The 17,724-nt window shown below is 69.4% G+C and carries 15 protein-coding genes; 9 read left to right on the forward strand and 6 right to left on the reverse strand.

What is annotated here, in order from left to right:
- Positions 1 to 65: 65 nt before the first annotated feature.
- Complete coding sequence (locus FF36_RS26685) at positions 66 to 323, reverse strand: hypothetical protein (RefSeq protein WP_044887954.1); 258 nt, start codon at positions 321 to 323, stop codon at positions 66 to 68.
- A 420-nt stretch (positions 324 to 743) separates the two neighbouring features.
- Between FF36_RS26685 and FF36_RS26690 the strand changes: the two genes are divergently transcribed.
- From FF36_RS26690 to FF36_RS26700, 3 genes are all read left to right on the forward strand, one after another.
- Positions 744 to 2,186 carry a DUF2786 domain-containing protein gene (locus FF36_RS26690; protein ID WP_242419706.1) on the forward strand — a complete coding sequence of 481 codons (1,443 nt, stop codon included), beginning with the start codon at positions 744 to 746 and terminating at the stop codon, positions 2,184 to 2,186.
- Positions 2,187 to 2,359: 173 nt separating this feature from the next.
- Positions 2,360 to 2,620, forward strand: a complete 261-nt coding sequence (locus tag FF36_RS26695) for a hypothetical protein (protein WP_044887955.1) — start codon at positions 2,360 to 2,362, stop codon at positions 2,618 to 2,620.
- Positions 2,617 to 2,997 (forward strand): PIN domain-containing protein, encoded by a 381-nt coding sequence (locus tag FF36_RS26700; protein ID WP_173667348.1) that lies wholly within the window; start codon positions 2,617 to 2,619, stop codon positions 2,995 to 2,997. Before FF36_RS26695 ends, FF36_RS26700 begins: the two co-directional genes overlap by 4 nt.
- On the opposite strand, the gene FF36_RS36495 is transcribed toward FF36_RS26700, so the two are convergent.
- The 3 genes from FF36_RS36495 to FF36_RS26710 all read right to left on the reverse strand — a co-directional run bounded on the left by FF36_RS36495 (position 2,981) and on the right by FF36_RS26710 (position 4,696).
- Complete coding sequence (locus tag FF36_RS36495) at positions 2,981 to 3,133, reverse strand: hypothetical protein (RefSeq protein WP_157866996.1); 153 nt, start codon at positions 3,131 to 3,133, stop codon at positions 2,981 to 2,983. The genes FF36_RS26700 and FF36_RS36495 overlap by 17 nt on opposite strands.
- Positions 3,130 to 3,849, reverse strand: a complete 720-nt coding sequence (locus FF36_RS26705) for a hypothetical protein (RefSeq protein WP_044887956.1) — start codon at positions 3,847 to 3,849, stop codon at positions 3,130 to 3,132. The genes FF36_RS36495 and FF36_RS26705 overlap by 4 nt, the downstream gene beginning before the upstream one ends.
- A 106-nt stretch (positions 3,850 to 3,955) precedes the next feature.
- A complete protein-coding gene (locus FF36_RS26710) occupies positions 3,956 to 4,696 on the reverse strand; it encodes a GAF and ANTAR domain-containing protein (protein ID WP_044887957.1) in 741 nt (246 codons plus the stop codon).
- A gap of 263 nt (positions 4,697 to 4,959) precedes the next feature.
- On the opposite strand from FF36_RS26710, the gene FF36_RS26715 reads away from it, so the two are divergent.
- On the forward strand, positions 4,960 to 5,193 hold the full coding sequence (locus tag FF36_RS26715; protein WP_044887958.1) for a hypothetical protein: 234 nt from the start codon (positions 4,960 to 4,962) through the stop codon (positions 5,191 to 5,193).
- Positions 5,194 to 5,504: 311 nt separating this feature from the next.
- Entirely contained in the window at positions 5,505 to 5,855 is a 351-nt protein-coding gene (locus tag FF36_RS26720) for a hypothetical protein (protein WP_044887959.1), read from the forward strand.
- 112 nt (positions 5,856 to 5,967) lie between these two features.
- Here FF36_RS26720 and FF36_RS26725 read toward each other — a convergent pair whose 3' ends face one another.
- Entirely contained in the window at positions 5,968 to 6,369 is a 402-nt protein-coding gene (locus tag FF36_RS26725) for a hypothetical protein (protein ID WP_044887960.1), read from the reverse strand.
- Positions 6,370 to 6,473: 104 nt separating this feature from the next.
- A complete protein-coding gene (locus FF36_RS26730; protein WP_110431515.1) occupies positions 6,474 to 9,002 on the reverse strand; it encodes an AAA family ATPase in 2,529 nt (842 codons plus the stop codon).
- Positions 9,003 to 9,566: 564 nt separating this feature from the next.
- Here FF36_RS26730 and FF36_RS26735 point away from each other — a divergent pair.
- The 4 genes from FF36_RS26735 (at position 9,567) to FF36_RS41190 (ending at position 17,678) form a co-directional block, all read left to right on the forward strand.
- Complete coding sequence (locus FF36_RS26735; protein WP_052681461.1) at positions 9,567 to 11,333, forward strand: HsdM family class I SAM-dependent methyltransferase; 1,767 nt, start codon at positions 9,567 to 9,569, stop codon at positions 11,331 to 11,333.
- Complete coding sequence (locus tag FF36_RS26740; protein WP_199865510.1) at positions 11,330 to 13,318, forward strand: type I restriction-modification system subunit M; 1,989 nt, start codon at positions 11,330 to 11,332, stop codon at positions 13,316 to 13,318. Before FF36_RS26735 ends, FF36_RS26740 begins: the two co-directional genes overlap by 4 nt.
- On the forward strand, positions 13,315 to 14,556 hold the full coding sequence (locus FF36_RS26745) for a restriction endonuclease subunit S (protein WP_082122254.1): 1,242 nt from the start codon (positions 13,315 to 13,317) through the stop codon (positions 14,554 to 14,556). Before FF36_RS26740 ends, FF36_RS26745 begins: the two co-directional genes overlap by 4 nt.
- Before the next feature lie 290 nt (positions 14,557 to 14,846).
- Positions 14,847 to 17,678, forward strand: a complete 2,832-nt coding sequence (locus FF36_RS41190; protein ID WP_422615119.1) for a type I restriction endonuclease subunit R — start codon at positions 14,847 to 14,849, stop codon at positions 17,676 to 17,678.
- Positions 17,679 to 17,724 lie beyond the last annotated feature (46 nt).

Here is a 17,724-nt window from a genome sequence, read left to right on the forward strand (position 1 = left end):
TGTACCGCCTCCGCGACTGACTCATTGATCTCCTCCGCTCACGGATCAATTATCCCACATAGGGATCACTGTCCGAAGAACGGGGACCACCTCAAGATGCCCGAGAGGTCCAGGACATCGAGCCGGAGGAGATCGGTGAGCCTCTTGCGGAGCTGCATCTGCGGCTGTGCGACGAGCTGCAGCCCGACCCGGTCGAACTCGGTCGGCGCCTCGCCGAGCTGGTCGGGTCCGCCCGTTACACCTCGTGCGTGGACGCGCCGGACGGCTACGCCGACCTCCTTGGCGACGAGGGTCTGGACGCCTACGAGGCGGCGCTCCACCACTGACCGGCCCACCACTGACCGGCCCACCCCGCCGCGCCGCCATCCTGCTCGCGACGATCGGTGCCAGTCGTCGCGGCACCAGTCCGTGCAGCCTGGTGCCCATGGCCGCAAGCCTGGTGGACCTACGGATTTGGAGCTCCTCGACCGCTGGATCTGGAGGGCCCTGAGTCAGGGATCTGGAAGGCCTCGAACCGGGGATCTGGAGGGCCTTGAGGCAGGTTCGCGGCGGTCCTGGGACGGACGGCAACGTCGAGTTTGTGGCGGCCTCGACGGGACCGGTGTCGAGACCACATGCGTGCACAGGTATCCCGCCGCTGACCTGCTTCCGGCCGGCGTGCAAGGGTTGAATCGTGCGGAGCCGGCAGGCGGGTCCGGACTGCGACCGGCAGGCTGGTCCAGGGCGCCAGAGCATGCGAGGTGATGGTGGGCAGTCGCAACCGTGAACGACGTAAGGCCAAGCAGAAGGCCCGCGCGAGCCGCGGCCGCGCTCAGGCGGCCGGCTCTGGCCCGGGGGCGTTCTTCCAGCAGGAACGCAGCCAGCGGGAGTCGCTCGCGGAGGCGATCGACATGCTGGTCGCGACGACGCTGAACGCCAGGAGCGACCAGGATGACGCGGTGGTGGCGGAGTGCCTGGGGGCGCTGGTCGCCGCGCCGGGCGGGCCGATCGGACGCCGGGCCGTCAACCGATCCCTGACCGGCTGGGTCGACCGCGCCGTCGGGGGGCTCTGGCAGGGCGGCTGGCAGCCGGTGGACCTGCACCGGATCGTGACCCGTCGGGCTGGCCAGCGGCCCGCGCGGCTCGTCGTCGACGCCATCGCTCTGCAGATGCGTCAGTACGCGGCCGCGACTGTCGACGAGCGGTGGAAGGCGCAGCTTCAGGTGCTCGACGCCACCGTGTGGTGGGATCACGACGACGCGTGGCTGGACGCCTGGGGCGACCGGGAGGGGCGGGACCGGGCGCAGGTGCTCGTCGACATGCTCGATCTGCTCGCCGAACTGCACTCCCTGCCCAGGATCGAACTTCTCTGCCCCCTACCTGGCACCGCGCGACGCGCCCCCCACGGCCTCGGGAACGGCCAAGGGAACGGGAACGCTCGGCGAGCCGAGGGTGGCCAGCCGGCCGGATCGACGTCCGACCCGAGCGCCGACCCGAGTGCCAACCCGCGCATGCTCGACAAGGTCCGCGCGCTGCTGGCGAAGGCCGAGTCGACCGAGTTCGCCGAGGAGGCCGAGGCGCTCACCGCCAAGGCGCAGGAGTTCATGGCCCGGCACAGCATCGACGAGGCGCTGCTCGCGGCGGGGGAGGGGTCCCGCGAGCAGCCGGCCGGCTGCCGGGTCGGCATCGACAATCCCTACGAGGCGGCCAAGGCCAGCCTGCTCGACGTGGTCGCCGGCGCGAACCGGTGCCGTTCGGTGTGGGCCAAGGAGCTCGGGTTCGCGACGGTGGTCGGTTTCCAGCCCGACCTCGACGCCGTGGAGCTGCTCTACACGTCGCTGCTGGTCCAGGCGACCGCGGCGATGATGAGGGCCGGGTCCCGCCAGGACCGCGCGGGACGATCCCGCACCCGGTCGTTCCGCCAGTCGTTCCTCGCCTCGTTCGCGGTCCGCATCGGCGAACGCCTGATGGCCGCGACCGAGCAGGCGAGCGAGCAGGCCGCGGCCGAGACGGGTGACGGCCGCCTGCTGCCCGTGCTCGCCGCCCGCACGGACTCCGTCCGGGAGGCGACCGAGACGATGTTCCCGGAGATCATCTCCCGCGCGGTGAGCGCGACCGACGGCGAGGGATGGGCCTCCGGCCGGGCCGCCGCCGACCTCGCCTCCCTGCACACCCGCGAGGAGGTGACCGCCGACCCACGCGGATAGCGCGACCGCGCCGGTCTGGCGGCAGCGGTGATCTGGCGGCAGCGGTGGTCTCCCTGTTGCTCTTGGTGGTCTGCAGGCGGCGGACAGCATTTGCTTCAAAGATGATCCAGATGGCTCCGACGCGGCGTACGCTGACCGAGCACTGTCCGTCTGCAGACATGACCGGAGGACACATGGCCCTGACCGACGCCGACATCCGGGTTCCCATCGAGGTACGTGACCGGCTCGCCCGCATCGCCTCTGCGGAGGGAATGTCCCTGCGGACCTACCTCACCCGCCTCTCCGACTCCGCGATGACCCCGGGCGAGCGCGCCGAGCGGTCCATGCGCACGCGGGACATCCTGCGTGCCTGGAACGGCTACAACCCGACGGAGGCGGAGATCGCGGAGATCGATGCCAAGCTCGATCCGATGCTCGACCGAGTCCGCCGGTGAGCGCGCCGGCACACGTCGTGCTCGACCAGACGGCGATGCTCGCCCTCGGCGGCGGCAACGTCGCCGCCTCGCGTCTGGTCGCCCGGGCCGACCGCGGGGATGATCTGTACCTGTACGCCCCGGCGTGCGCACTGGTCGAAGCGGACCGGGCCCGTCGGGGCGTGGCCGAGCACATCGCCTCCCTGGCGGCGGTGATCGTGCTGGATCTCGACCTGCCCGCCGCCCTCGCCGTCGCCCGCGAGGAGAACTGGGCCACCGCCCACACCCGCTACGCGGCCACGCCGACGCCGGAGCGCATCGACGGCGCCGCGGTCGCGACCGCCACCCCGGAGCACTGGCAGGACCAACCGTTCGACCTCATCAACCTCGCGCAGTGACCTGAACTTCGCGCAGTGACCAGGCCGAGCCGGGTGGCCGCTCGGCACCCGGCTCGGCCGGCCAGCCCGACTTGCCGGCCGTCCAGTCGACCGCGGCGGTATCGCCGGCTGGCACCTCGGGCAGGATCTCCGTCACGCAGTCACCTCTTCGCCGATCGCTGACGCGCGGATCGCGATCGTGACCCCGTCGCCCGCGGCTGGATCGACGGCGCAGTGCAGCCCGAGGTCGATGATGCGGCCGTCGCGGGCGTTCCATTCGCGGGCGCCGTCGTCGCGGCCGAGGATCGAGCCGAGCGCGTCGATCGTCGCCTTCCACAGGTTGGGCCAGGCGCGGCGAGGACCGACGACAAACGCGAGCTGGAGCGCGACACCGCGGCCCGACAACGGGCTGGCGGCGGTGATCTGGTCGCGTACCTGCTCCTTGAAAGCGGTTGTGTCGGCCGACGCCGTCGTGGTCACCTCGAACGTGTACGTCCCGCACGGGTCGTCGACGGGGACCGCCGCACCAACTCCTACTGACGACGTCGCCGCGTGACGCTTGGTCGCCCACACGGAGGCGAAGGCCCGGCCCGTCCGTTCCGTCAGCTTCGGCACGAGCGGGAACAGGTAGTTGTCGAGATCGTTCAGCGCGTACAGCGGCACGGTGTCGGCCAGCCCGACATCGAGTCGTAAGGCGAGCGGGCCGGAGGTCGCGCGGACGTTCTCGGCGACGGCCGCGTACACACCGTCGATGAAGGCGGCCGACCGTGCCTGGCCGGGCGACCCCGCCCTGTCCCAGCTCGCGAGCGCGGGATCAACACCGAGCGTGCTGTCCCCGGGGTGGGGCCGTGCGTAGAAGACAGGCACCGTCACTTGCCGACCGTAACGCCGCCACGGACACGTCCGTGCCGTGTTCACTGGCTGGTGCCGATCGCGGCGATCCCGTTCCGAACCGGCCGACGTCCAGCGTCTCCGGGGATCAGGGCGCGGTGTTGTCCTGCACCCCGGGGGCCTTCCGGGCGCGGGCGCGGCGCACCGCCTCGTCCACCAGCATCCGAGACAACTGCGCAACCTTGAGGTGCTGGGACTGGCTCATCGCCCGCAGCCGCTCGAACGCTTCCTCGGGGTCGCTCCCCGTGCGGCTCATGATGACCCCCAGCGCCTGGTCGATGACAGCACGGCTGGTCAACGCCTCCTGCAACTGGGCGGCCAGTCGCTGCGACTGCGCCAGGACCTGGGTGTTGTGTACCGATACCGCCGCCGGCTGGGCGAAGAGCTCACCGATCCGGATCGCCTTGGGCCCGAACGCGTCCTTGGCATGGGCGTAGACGTTCATCGCTCCCACCACCCGAGCAGGCAGCAGCAACGGCAGTGAGAGCACGCTGTGCACTCCCATCCGCCCGACCCGCGGGCCGAACCGTGGCCAGCGTGTCTCCCCACCCAGCGACCCCGACCACTGCGTGCGCCCCGACTGGACCGCCAGCAGGCACGGTCCCTCGCCCAGCCGGTACTGCACGTTGTCCACCGCCTGCACGAATTCGGCACTGGCCACCACCGTCTGGGCCCGGTTGTCCTCCAGCATCGTGAGGCCGGCACCCTCCGCCCCCGGAATCGCCTGTACCGCGAACTCCGCGATATTGATCAGCGTTTCGCGCACCGGCCGGAGCCCCGCCAACAGCCCCGACAGTCCCGCCAGGCTCGCCGCAAGATCGTCGTCCACAGCAGCAGCCCCTCACCGGTCAGCGCCGAATCACCTCGCCGCGCCTCGAACCGTAGACCAGGAAGTCACCCGCACGCGGCGCCGGACGAGGCACCTTCGTCACCGAGCGCGAAGGCCATCAACGTCTCGGGTGGAGGAGGGGGCGTAGCCTGAGGATGCTGAGAACCAGCCGACCCGGGTCGGGGACTGCCGCCCACGCCGCACCCCGCGAGCATGACTGCTCACCGCCGGGCATCCCGGTGACCGCCCCGCGGGAGCCACCCATGCCGTCCGAACACGTGCCCACCTCAGTGCGGCCCGAACCGCTAGCGGAGCTCGGCAGCTACTACGGAACGTACCGTGGCAAAACCGCCTACGCCCGGGAGACCAGCGCCGGGAGCTGGCAGGTCAAGGTCCACGATCCGACCAACCGTCTCGCCGGCCACGACGGCTGGCTGATGCTCGGCACCGGCTGGTCGACGCTGCCCGAGGCGTGTGCCGCCACCGGCCTGCGCTGAGCGGTGACGCCCCTGCCCTCAGCCCATTCCGCGACGAGACGGTGATCGCCACCCCGCTGGCCCACACCCTCGGCTTCCGCCCGCCGCCGGGGGCGTTCTTCACCGCCGCCGAGTGGGCCGACCAGCGGCCCACCCACCGCTGACGCGCTGCCCGCAGGCAGGTCTGGTCCAGGCGACCGTGGCGATGTCGCCCCGTCCGGTGGACGTGGCTCAACGCTGATCCCGGGCATTGTCTATGCTGGCGCTCGCGGCCCACCAGTAGATCTTCGAGAGTCGATCTTAACCCGACCATGGCGAGCGCGGAGGATCGGATGGCGAGCCTGATCGGGCGGTGGCGGATCGTGGAGATGGACCTGTGGGATCAGGAGGCCATCGACCTCGTCGAACCCGGGTTCATCGAGTTCGCCAAGGACGGGAGCGGCCAGTTCGGGTTCATCGCCGTCCGCGGCTGGCTGGACTGCCGTTTCACCGAGCGCGACGGCCGGCCCTTTGTCGAGTTCAGCTGGGACGGCGTCGACGAGGGCGATGAGGTCAGCGGGCGCGGCTGGGCCGCCCTGGGCGAGGACGGCGTGCTCACCGGGCACCTGTTCTTCCACCAGGGAGACGACTCGGGCTTCCGCGCGATGCCGTTCAGCGAAGTCGCCCCACGAAACGGGCGCTGAGCGGGTAGTAGTTCTACGAGTTTCTCGCGGCCGACCGACCGGCAACTCGACGCGCGGGCACAGGCCGCCGCGGTCCGCCAGCGCGTCGGTGGTCTGGCCAGTACCTGTGCGCTCACCCGGCGACCGCGTGGTGACGGCCGAGCAATGTGGCCAGCGTGGAGACCTCGGCGTGCCAGGCCTGGACCTGTGACCTGGTGGGGCCGATTTCGTACTGGTGGTAGTGGCAGGCGAGGCAGAGGTGGGACCAGGTCCGGCGGGCCCGTCCGGCGGTGGCGGGGGTGCTGTAGTGGTGCAGGCAGTGGAGCTTGGCGGTCATGTTCGGGGTGGCCAGGCCCGGCTCGGCGGCGGCGAGCGCCGCGTTGATGGCGAGCTCCAGGGCGGTGCGCAGGACGAGCGCGGCGCCGCGGTGGCGGGCGGCGAGCGTTGTCTGGAGGCGGCCGGCGAGCAGCGCGTCGGCGGTCTCGAGTAGTTCGGTGATCGTGGCGTCGGCGGTGCCGGCAGGTGACGTGCTCACTCGTTTCTCCCGGTCGGCGGCGAGACGGGGACAGACTGTGGACGAGCAGGACGAGCAGGACGAGCAGGACGAGCAGGACGAGCAGGACGAGCAGGACGAGCGGATCAGCCGGCGACGAGGCTCGGCCCGCGGACCGTGTCGGCGATGTTCTTGACGAGGTCGACGAAGCGGAGCGGGTCGTCGATCTGGGCGCCGTCGGGGTGGGAGCCCTTCTGGCAGTCCTTGACGACGCCGACCGCCCAGCCACCACATCGGTCCCGCAGCTGGTCGTAGACGTCCCCAGACTTCTCGGTGTCGCCGAAGAAGGCGAGGGCGGCGACCTTCGTGAGCTTCTCCGCGTCGGAGAGGGCGGCGTCGAAGACGGGTTCGGCCCCGCCGGCCTGGTGGTGGCGGATCCAGGCGGCCTCGGTGAAGGCGTTCTCCAGGGCGATCCGGCAGAGACCGGGCAGGACGTGGGTCCGCACTGCCGCCGGAAGCTTCTTGCTGGCCTGCGCGAGGCCGCGGGCCTCCTTGAGCGCCTGCTTGACCGGGTCGAGCGCGTTCTCGATCTCAACCTTCGACGCCGCCCCGCGCTCGACCTTGCGGATCGTGACGGAGAGGCCCTGGCTGCTGAACGCCCGCTGGAGGCGGGTGTCGTGGGTGAAGACGACGATCTGCCGCTGCCGACCCAGATCGGAGAGCACCTGGGCGAGTCCGTTGACCTTGGCGGGGTCCATGGACTGCACCGGGTCGTCGATGAGAAGGAAGCCGAACGGGCTGTCGGCGGTGCGGGCCCTCGGCAGGAACAGTGCCAGCGCGAGCGCGTGCAGCTCGCCCTGGCTCATCACGGCGAGCGCCGAGGCGTCGGCGTCGTCGACGGAGACGTCGAGGATCAGTCGGCGCAGCGTCGAGGTCTCCTTGCCGTCCAAGCCGACCTTCTTGAGGCTGACGCTGCTTTCGTGCCGCAGCGCCTCCCAGATTTCCTGCGCCTGGGCCTCGAAGGTGGCAAGCCGTTCCCGGCGCAGGTCAATGATGAGCGTGTCGAGCCACTTGCGGGCCTTCCGCAGGTCGCTCCTGCGTGCCTTGGCCGTGTCCACGGCGCGGGCCTGCTCGGTCCAGAGCTGCAGGCTGGCGAAGAGGGGACGCCACCGATCGTCGCGTTCCGCCAGCAGGACCCGGGCCTGCTTGCGGGCACTGGCACACGCCTCGGCCAGTGTCCGCGCCGTGCCGAGGGCCTCGTCGGCCAGCGCGGCCAGGTCCATGCGCGATCGGCACGCCTCCCACGCCTGCCGCACCGCAGCGAGTGCGGGCGGGACCGCGGGCGGCGAGACGATGAGCGCCTTCAGCCCGGTCTCGGCCTGCCGCAGCTCAGCGTCCGCGACCGCGACCGCCTGGCCCTCGTCGCGCAGCGCGGTGACCTGCGCGGCCGCCCGCTGCGCCCAGGCGTCGTCGAGGACCTGCTCGGTGCCGCAGACCGGGCACGTCTCGACGCCGGAGTGCCGGTCGCGGTGCCGTAGCGCCCGGGAGAGCAGCTCGGCGCGCAGCGAGGCGTCCTCGGCGTTCGTGCCTGTGATGGCCGCGGCGGCGGCGAGGGCGCCGCGCAGCCGCTGCACCGCCTGGTCGACCAGGTCGAGGTCGGGGCCCTGAAGGTCGGCGAGCCGGCGCAGCTCGGCGAGGTCACCGCCCTCGGTCGAGGGCAGGTTCGCCAGGATCCGGTCGAGCGCTGCGAGGTCGGGACCGTTCTTCTTCGTGCCCACAGCGGCAAGCGCGTCGCGGGCGCGGGTTTCCTCAGGTAGATCGCGGAGTAGTTCGTTGAGCGCGGTGGTGAGCGTGTCCCGCCCGGTGTCGATGCTCTTGGCCGCCGCGGTGTGCTGGCTCTGCTCGGCCTTGAGCAGGCTGTCGACGGCGGTCAGGTAGCCGAGACCGAGGATCTTGTCGACGACGTCGTACTGCCGGACCGCCTTGTCGTCGATCAGCTGACCCAGGTCGGCATAGGAGAGGAAGGGACGGTACTCGGTCGCGGCCCGCGCCCAGCCGGCCTGTGCGGCGGGCACGGCCGGGTGGCCACGGCGCTGGAACACGCCGTCGGAGTTCGTGAAATCGTCGCCGGGCCAGGTGCGGGTCAGCGTCGCCCGGCCGCCGCCGACCGCGAGCGCCACGTCGATCCGGGGCCGGCGGGTGAGCTCGTGCCGGTTGCGCCAGGCGCCACGGCGGGCGTCGTCCTGCCGTTCCCAGCGGGTGTTCGTGCCGAGGAAGGCCGTCTCGGCGCCCTCGGCCAGGCTCGTCTTCCCGGAACCGTTGCGCCCGACCACCAGCGTCACGCCCGGGCTGGCGGACAGCGACAGCCGGGTCGGAGCGCCGATGCCGCGATAGCCGGTGACGGCGATCGATTCCAGATAGATCCGGCCCAGCGCGCTGGCGGCCGGTGTTTCCACCGCGCCGAACGCCTCCCGCAGTGCGGCCTTCGCCGACTCGGGTAGTGCCGCCGCGGCCAGCCGCGCCGCTGCCAGCTCGGCGATCGGCGTCGCCATGACCGTCGGCTGCGGGTCCGGCGCGGGCTCCGGCGCTGGCGTGCCCGGCTCCGCTGCGGCCAGCGCGGAGGTGGAACTCTCGCCGCGCGGAACGCGCGGCTCGGGCAGATCGGTCTCGGCCATTGTTTCCCCCAAGAGTCCTGGTGGGTGTTCGCGGTGTCAGCTCGTTCAGGTGCGGCGGGTGTGCGGTTGCTGGCTTTCCTGCCGGCGGTCGAGGGTTGCTGCCCGCGAGGCCCCCGGAGCCCCCTGAAACACCGGGGACCTCACGGGCGGCAACCCGTCTTGCGCCGTCGACCGGACGGGACCGGCGCAGGGGGAACCTGGCCCTCGGCCCAGCCGGCGGTGGCTGGAAAACGCGCTGTGAACACGCGGGCGCGCCGGGCATGGCGAGGCCGCCTGCGGGACGGTGAGGGGTGTGTCGGACACTGAATGAAGAAGCGCCCCGCGAGGAACGGCGGCGGCGCCGAAGGTGGAGCCGGCCAAGGGTCGAGCGGTGGGTCGCCTCCGCGTCCGGAGGGCGACGGCGCCGGGGCCTGGCCTGTGCGCATCGCGACTGATCCGCGACAGGTCAGGAGCTTAGGGTCAGGCCGGACCGCTCGTCAAGTGTGAACAGTCATCTTGTGTACGCAAGCTCAAAGCGTTCACAAGGCTTGCCTGGGGCGCGATCAAGCCTGTATGGTCCGGGGTGTGGAGATCGACGGGCAGGAAGAGCTGACGGCCGCCGCCATCGCGCGGCGGATCGGCGTCGGCCGCGCCGCCGTGTCGAACTGGCGCCGCCGCTACGACGACTTCCCGCGGCCCGTGGGAGGCGGCGACACCAACCCGACGTTTCGCTGGGCCGCCGTCGCGGACTGGCTGGAACGGTCCGGCCGCGCGGAGCAGCTCGCGAAGGCAGGTCGAACGGAGACCGGAACGCAGGCTCTCGACGGCCCCACCGGCGGCTGGACGATCCGCGACGCGTCCGTCGAGTGGGCCAGGCGGAACGTCGAGGCCGAGCAGCGGCTGGCCCGAGTCCTCGTCTCGCTGCTGCCGCCGACGACCGCCGCCAGCGCCGGCGGCGGCGGCGACGATCACTTCGCCATCGCTGACGATCTGCCGGTTGTCTTCGACCCGGCCTGCGGTGACGGCACCCTTCTGCTGGCGGCCGCGGACCGGTTCGAGGACCGGGTTCGCTTGTGCGGCCAGGAGATCGACGAGGGGCTGACGCGCAGCGCCACCCTCGACCTGCGCGGCCATCCGCTCGCCGGCCCGTATGACGTCCGCCTCGGCGACTCGCTGCGCGGCAACCGGTTCACCGAGCTGCTCGGCAAGGCGGCGGCGGTGGTGTGCGAGCCGCCGTTCGACCGGCCGGGCTGGCCCGCGGAGGAGCTGGCGACCGACCGTCGCTGGGAGTTCGGCCGTCCGGAGCCCCGCGACGGCGAGCTGGCCTGGGTGCAGCACTGCTACGCCCACCTGCGCCCGCGTGGCACCGCCGTCGTCGTCGTCTCGCCGCGTGCCTGTGTCTCGCCGTCCGGGCAGGCGATCCGGAAGCTGATGATCGGCAAGGGCGCGTTGCGCGCGGTGATCGCGCTACCGGCCGAGATGAGCACCGTGACCGGCGAGGCATGTCTCTGGGTGCTGCGCCGCCCGCGCGGCGAGGAAGAGGACGAACCGGTCGTCCTGGTCGACTTTTCCTCTGCCGACAGGGCGGCGGCACCGCAACAGTTCGGTGAGTGGCGGCAGCTGTTCGGCCTGGCGATGTCGGGCGGCGCGGGGCGGGCGCGGCCCGGCCCGGTACCGGCTCGCGCGGTGACCCGGGCCCGGCTGCTCCAGGACGGCGAGGCCAATGTCCTGCCCTCCCGGTACGTGACCACCGAGGCGGAGGCCGGTGCCGATGACATCGCGCGGGTCACCGGGCGGCTCGAAGCGGTCTACGCCCGGCTCGGCGCCGGCTTGCCGCGGTACGCAGCGGCCCGCGCACGAGACGACTTCGCCTACGTGACGCTCGCAGAGCTCGAACGCGTGGGCGCGCTGACAATCAGGCCACGGGGCACGACGCCGCGCGCCGGCGACGTCCTCGTCTGGCCGCGGACTCCGGGCGTCATCGCGGCGACCGGCGAGGAACAGACCGATTCGATGACGACCCACGTTATCGAACCGGACCCGGCCCGCCTCGATCCCGACTTCGTGGCGACGTTCCTGCGGCCCGAGGTCGAGGCCGTGCCGATCCCGCGGACAATCGGTGTGCTCGGCCGCGAGGATCTGCGGCGCTGCCGGATCCCACGCCTCTCGATCGCCGAACAGCGCCATTACGGCGCCGAATTCCGGCGACTGTCCGACCTGCGCGAGGCGCTGACGACGCTCGCCAGGCTCAGCACCACCGTGATCGACCAGACCGTACACGGGCTGACGGCCGGGACCCTGACCCCCGACCGGCTTGCACCGACGACGCCGACGCACGAGGAGAACCTGTGACTTCCCCGGGGCCCAGCCACTCGAAAATGGCCGCCGACATCTGGTCGGTGGCCGACCTGCTGCGCGGCGACTACCGGCGCCACGAGTACGGCGGCGTGATCCTCCCGTTCACGCTGATGCGGCGGCTCGACGCGGTCATAGCCGACACCCGGCAGGAGGTGCGGGACAGGGACGCGTCGCTGACCATCACGAACAAGCAGCGGCTGCTGGAGATCGCGGCCGGCCGGCCGTTCTACAACGTCTCCCGGCAGGACTTCGCCACGATCGCCTCCGACTCGACGAACCAGTCGGTGGTCGCGAAGAACCTGCGGGACTACGTCAACGGCTTCTCGCCGAATGTCCGCGAGGTGCTGGAGCGCTTCCGGTTCGACGAGACGATCGGCCGGCTGGCCAGCGCGAAGCTGCTCTACCTCGTGGTCGGGAAGTTCGCGACGATGCACGATCTCGACCAGCTTGAGCCCCACGACATGGGCTACGTGTTCGAGCACCTGATCCGCAAGTTCGCGGAGGACTCGAACGAGACCGCCGGTGAGCACTTCACGCCTCGTGAAGTTATCAAGCTCATGGTCAACCTGCTGGTGGCCCCCGACGAGGACATCGTCGCCGGGCCTGGGCAGGTGATCAACATCTATGACCCCGCCTGCGGGACCGGCGGCATGCTGACCACCGCCGAGGACCACCTGAAGTCGCTCAACCCCGACACGCAGATCTTCCTCTACGGCCAGGAGCTCAACCCCGAGTCGTGGGCGATCTGCCAGGCGGAGATGCTGCTGCGCGGCCAGCAAAGCGAGATCAAGCTCGGCAACTCGTTCAGCGAGGACCGATTCGCCGGGCGCCGGTTCGACTACATGCTCGCCAACCCGCCGTTCGGGGTGGAGTGGAAGAAGGTCAAGGACGAGGTCGACCGGGAGGCCGAGCTCGGCTACGCGGGCCGCTTCGGCGCCGGCCTGCCGCGAATCAACGACGGATCGTTCCTCTTCCTGCAGAACATGATCTCGAAGATGGAGCGGGTCGAGGGCAAGGTCAAGGGGGCCCGGCTCGCGATCGTCTTCAACGGCTCGCCGCTGTTCACCGGTGCCGCGGAATCCGGCGAGTCGAACATCCGGCGCTGGATCCTGGAGAACGACTGGCTCGAAGGCATCGTCGCCCTGCCCGACCAGCTCTTCTATAACACCGGGATCTCCACCTACTTCTGGATCCTCTCCAATCGCAAGCCAGCCAAGCTTGCCGGAAAGGTAATCCTGCTCGACGCCCGCGACCAGTGGGTGAAGATGCGCAAGTCCCTCGGCGACAAGCGCAAGCTCATCAGCGACAAGCAGATCGACCACATTACAAAGCTGTATGAACGGGCGCTGGAGGTTGCCGGCGATCCGGCGCACCCGGATCACGGCAAGGTGAAGATCTTCGGGACGCGGGACTTCGGCTACCACCGCATCACCGTCGAGCGGCCACTCAAGCAGCGCTTCGAGATCACCGAGGACACGCTGCTCGCCCTGACTGAGGCGAAGGCGCTCGCGAAGTGGGACGGCCGGGAGAAGCTGGTCGAGGCCCTGCGCGGCGCGATCGGCTCGGTCTGGTGGACCAAGGACGAGGCCACGGCCGAGCTGCTGACCGCCGCCATGGCCGGGGGAGCGAGCCTGCCCGGCACCGCGGCGCACCTGAAAGCCTTCTGGAACGCCGTCGCCGTCTCGGACCCGGCGGGCGAGGTCCAGCTCCACAAGGGCAAGCCGATCCCGGACCCGGACCTGCGCGACTTCGAGAACGTCCCCCTGGACGAGGACATCCACACCTACTTCGCCCGCGAGGTCACCCCCCATGTCCCCGACGCCTGGATCGACGAGGACAAGACCAAGACCGGCTACGAGATCCCCTTCACCCGCCACTTCTACGTCTACACACCCCCAAGGCCCCTCGCCGAGATCGACGCCGAACTCAAGGACCTGGAAGCCCAGATCCAGAAGCTCCTCGGCGAGGTGACAGCATGACTTGGAAGATCTCAAGGCTCAAGTATCTGTGTGTCGACTCCGGGCAGTACGGGCTAAACGTATCTGCGCAAGACTACGCCGATTCGGGTCATCGTCTAATCCGCACTTCGGATATCGATGAGAACGGTCGCCTTCGTTCCAAGAATGGTGCTGTTTACATCGATCTCCCGTTGGAACCACGGCACGAGATCAGGCCTGGCGACCTCTTGCTGTCCCGTAGTGGAACTATCGGTCGTGGCATGCTTCTCGGTGAGCTGGAGGAGTCAAGCACCTATGCGGGGTACCTGGTTCGGTTTCGCCCTCGTCTAGAAACCGACCCGCGATTTATGGCCTACGTTGCCGCGTCGAGTGGTTTCCAGGCAGCCATCGGGGCTGATGCGGTTACGAGCACGATCCAAAATTTCAACGCTGAGCGATATGCCAACATCGCTGTCTCCGTTCCGCCGCTCGACGAGCAGCGCCGCATCGCCGACTTCCTCGACGCCGAGACCGCCCGCATCGACCGACTCGTCTCACAGCGGCTTCGACAGCGGGAACTGCTTGATGAGTTGACTCTGAGCTTGATCGATGAGTCTATCGACCGTCTAGGCTTCATCCCGACTGTCCGCCTTGGGTACTTGGCCTTCGTTCAGAGCGGCGTGACGGTTGACAGCGGACGCCAGAACGACGGCGACGCCGTCACGCTGCCGTACTTGCGGGTCGCTAATGTGCAGGCTGATCATGTCGATCTTCGCGAGGTTGCCGAGATCACGGTGCCGCGCACGACCGCGGCGACCTCGCGCCTGCGGATCGGGGACGTTCTGATGACCGAGGGTGGCGACCTCGACAAACTCGGTCGCGGAACCGTTTGGCACGGAGAGATTCCGGAGTGTCTACATCAGAATCACGTCTTCGCCGTTCGGCCAGACCTTCGTGCAATAGAGCCCGAGTATCTGGCGTTGCTCACGCGAACATCGCGAGCGCGACGGTACTTCGAAAGCACTGGGAACAAGACAACGAACCTCGCATCAACCAGTAGCAGCAAGATCCGTGACTTCCGTGTGCCGCTACCAGACCTGCCGACGCAACGTGAACTTGTCAAGCATATCGATAGCCGACTCAAGGCGGTGGTCGAGTTGGACTTGGGGCTCTTCAATCAAATTGCCGCTCTTACGGAGCGCCGCCAGGCACTGATCACGGCTGCCGTGACTGGGCAGATCGATGTTGGGACCGCGCGTGGGCTGGGGGAAACCGCATGACGCCCGGGGCGCACACGGAGCATGCCTTTGAGAATCGGGTTGAGCAGGAACTGCTTGGCCATGGGTGGGAGGCGGGGCAGCCCACGTTTGGGTTTGATGCCGGGCTTGGGTTGGATACCGCTGAGCTGGTTCGGTTCATCGGGGCTACGCAGCAGAAGAGCTGGGATCGGCTCGTCGAGCTTTACGGTGGCAAGGAGCTCGCGCATGGGCAGTTCTGCCAGCGGGNGGCGGCGCAGCTCGACGAGCGGGGGGTGCTGGACGTCCTGCGGCAGGGGGTGCGGGACCGCGGCGTGCAGATCGAGTTGGCCTACTTCCGGCCTGGGCACACGCTCGCTGCCGACGCGCTCAAGGAGTACGACGCCAACGTTCTGACCGTCGCCCGGCAGCTTCGGTTCAGCGCGAAGAAGCCGAACGAGTCCGTCGACCTGGCGCTGTTCGTGAACGGACTGCCGGTGGCGTCCATCGAGCTGAAGAACGGGATGACCGGGCAGACGGCCGAGAACGCGGTCGCGCAGTACCGGAGGCGGGATCCGAAGGAGCTGTTCTTCGCGAAGCGCGCCCTGGTGCACTTCGCCGTCGACCCGGACAAGGCGTTCGTCGCGACCCGGCTGACGGGCCCCGACACCCGGTTCCTGCCGTTCAACCTGGGCACCAACGGCCCGGGGGAGTCGGGGGCCGCCGGCAATCCGGAGGCCAGGGAGGGCTCCTACCGGGTCGCCTACCTGTGGGAGGAGGTCTGGAGTCGGCACAACTGGCTGGAGATGCTGCAGCGGTTCGTGCACGTCGACGCGAAGGACCAGAAGAAGGGCTCGAAGAAGAGCGTCCACGAGCAGGGCCGGATCTTCCCTCGCTACCACCAGTGGCACGCCGTCCAGACGATGGTCCGCCACGCCCGGGAGCACGGCGCCGGCCAGAACTACCTGGTGCAGCATTCGGCCGGCTCGGGCAAGTCGAACACGATCGCCTGGCTCGGGCACCGTCTGTCGACCCTGTTCGACGCGCACAACCGGAAGGTGTTCGACAAGGTCGTCGTCATCACCGACCGGGTCGTGCTCGACCGGCAGCTCCAGGACACGATCTACCAGTTCGACCACACTCCAGGGGTCGTCAAGAAGATCGACGAGGACTCGACTCAGCTCGCGGCCGCGCTCGCGGACTCGACGTCGCAGATCATCATCTCGACGCTGGAGAAGTACCCGTTCATCCTCGACAAGGTCGCGGGCAAGGGCCTGGGCTCGAAGCGCTATGCGGTGATCATCGACGAGGCGCACACGTCACAGACCGGTGAGCAGGCCACGAAGCTCAAGCAGGCGATCGGCTCGAAGTCGGAACGGGAGCCCGACGAGGACGAGGCGACCTACCTGACCCGGATCCGGGGCAAGCAGCCGAACCTGTCGTACTTCGCCTTCACCGCCACTCCGACGTCGGCGACGCTGAAGCTCTTCGGCACCCCCGACCCGGACCGCCTGGACAAGGACGGCCAGCCGCTGCTCGCCCCGTTCCACGTGTACTCGATGCAGCAGGCGATCGAGGAGGGCTACATCCTCGACGTCCTCGCGAACTACCTGACCTACGACGCGATGTGGCGCCTGTCCAGCGATGCCGTCGAGCAACAGAACTCGGAGATCTCCAACCCGGAGGTCGACAAGAAGAAGGCGCGGCGCAAGCTCGTCCAGCTCGTCGAGGCGCATCCGGAGTCGGCGGCGCAGAAGGCGAAGCTGATCGTCGAGGATTTCCACACGAACATCGCCGGCCGGCTCGGCGGACGGGCGAAGGCGATGGTCGTCACCGACAGCCGGCAGCAGGCGTTCAACGTGTACCAGGCGATCCGCCGGTACGTCGACGACAAGGGTCTCGCGGACTGCCGCCCGCTGGTCGCGTTCTCCGGTTCGCTGACCGACGAGGACAGTGGCCACGAGTTCACCGAGTCGAAGATCAACGGCTTCCCGGAGGGCCGGCTTCCGGAGCGGTTCGCCTACGCGAAGGCCGACGACACCGACGCGGCGGCGCGCAACCAGGAGGAGTACCGGATCCTCGTTGTCGCGGACAAGTACCAGACCGGCTTCGACCAGCCGTTGCTGTGCGCGATGTACGTCGACAAGCCGCTGACCGGCGTCGCCGCCGTCCAGACCCTCTCCCGGCTGAACCGGATCCACCCGTTGAAGTCCCAGGACGACGTCCGGATCGTCGACTTCGTGAACACGGCCGAGAACATCCAGGCGTCGTTCAAGCCGTGGTACGAGATCACGCTCACCGAGCAGCCCGACGCGAACCTGCTCTACCGCAAGCAGCGGGAGGTGATGGACTTCCAAGTCCTGGACGTCTCCGAGATGGAGGCGTTCATGCGGGTGCTCGGGTCGGCCGGCCCGGACCGGATGCCCAATGCCGCTGAGAAGAAGCTGCACGCCGAGCTGCATCGCCTACTGGACCCCGCGATCGACCGGTTCAAGGCGCTGCCGACCGTCGCGGAGCGGGAGGAGTTCCGCGATGCGCTGGAGAAGTACTGCCGGGCCTACAGCCTGCTCGCGCAGGTCATCGACTGGGGCGACGCAACGCTCGAACGGCTCTACCAGTACGGCCGGATCCTGCTGCTCCGCCTGCCTGGCAGGGCCGCGACGGCCGTCGACATCGGCGACGCCGATCTGTCGCACTACCGTCTCGAGTTCACCGGCTGCCACGACGTGTCGCTCTCGCCGTCCGGCGACCAGGTCGTCCGCGGCCACGCGGCCGACGGCGGCGGCTACGTCGAGCCGGAGGTGGTCCGGCTCGCGGACGTCATCAACGACCTGAACGAGCGCTTCGGCCTGAACCTGGGGACCTCCGACCAGATCCTGCTGTTCCAGCAGGTCGCCAGCCTGGTCGAGGACTCCCGGATGCAGCAGGTCGCGCTGATGAACGACGAAGCGCGCTTCGGCCAGGTCGCCGACGGCCGGCTCGACGACATCGTCGCGGAGAACGCCGCGAAGAACGAGGACTTCATGAAGCTCTACTTCGACAACCAGGACTTCCAACAGGCCGTCAAGGAGGCCGCCCGCAAGCGTGCCTACCGGATCATCACCGACCCGGCCCGCGACGAGGCCCTGGCCCGCCTCCGCGCCGAAATGCTCCGCGAGACCACCTGAGATACTCGCACCCCGAACCGCATCGGGAGAACGCAGCACGGGGGAA

Source organism: Frankia torreyi, assembly GCF_000948395.1.
GTDB classification, from domain to species: Bacteria; Actinomycetota; Actinomycetes; order Frankiales; family Frankiaceae; genus Frankia; species Frankia torreyi.